The sequence below is a fragment of the Pseudomonas sp. WS 5071 genome (assembly GCF_012985765.1).
Classification (GTDB): domain Bacteria; phylum Pseudomonadota; class Gammaproteobacteria; order Pseudomonadales; family Pseudomonadaceae; genus Aquipseudomonas; species Aquipseudomonas lundensis_A.
In genome coordinates this window covers 1-551 of the sequence record NZ_JAAQWY010000099.1, presented here as the reverse complement: position 1 = coordinate 551, position 551 = coordinate 1, and the positions used below count along the sequence as shown (strand labels likewise).

General features: G+C 61.3%; 1 protein-coding gene and 1 pseudogene. Both read right to left on the bottom strand.

Features of this window, described 5'->3' with window-relative positions:
- Positions 1–82, bottom strand: a pseudogene (locus tag HBN61_RS22795) (sel1 repeat family protein); the annotation flags it as partial.
- Positions 83–85: 3 nt separating this feature from the next.
- A partial coding sequence (locus HBN61_RS22400; protein WP_170047937.1) for a Fe2+-dependent dioxygenase occupies positions 86–551 on the bottom strand: 466 nt, incomplete at its 5' end.

Genomic DNA, 551 nt, shown 5'->3' with positions numbered 1-551 from the left:
CCGCCCGCGCAGGATTTTCAGCCAACATGGCGCTGAGCTGTTCGCCATCGAGCAATTCCTGGCGGCGTAGTTGAAAACTCATGGGTTATACCTCAACCCAGCGGCGCAGCAGGTTGTGGTAGGTGCCGGTGAGCTGAATGAGTGAAGGGTGATCAGGCACGTCAAGGGTCAGTTGCTGGATCGCGCCGTCCATTTCGTACAACAGCGTGCGTTGGCTGTCTTCGCGCACCAGGCTTTGGGTCCAGAAGAAGGAGGCAAACCGGGTGCCCCGCGTGACGGCGTTGACCTTGTGCAGGCTGGTGCCGGGGTACAAGACCATGTCGCCAGCAGGCAGCTTGACCTGCTGCACACCGTAAGTGTCCTGAATCACCAGCTCGCCGCCGTCGTAGTCCTCGGGGTCGCTGAAAAACAGGGTGGCCGACAGATCGGTGCGCACCCGCTCGGGGCTGCCCTTGGGCTGGCGCACGGCATTGTCGATATGAAAGTCGAAACTGCCGCCCCCGGTGTAGCAGTTCACCAACGGCGGAAACACCTTGTGTGGCAAGGCCGCT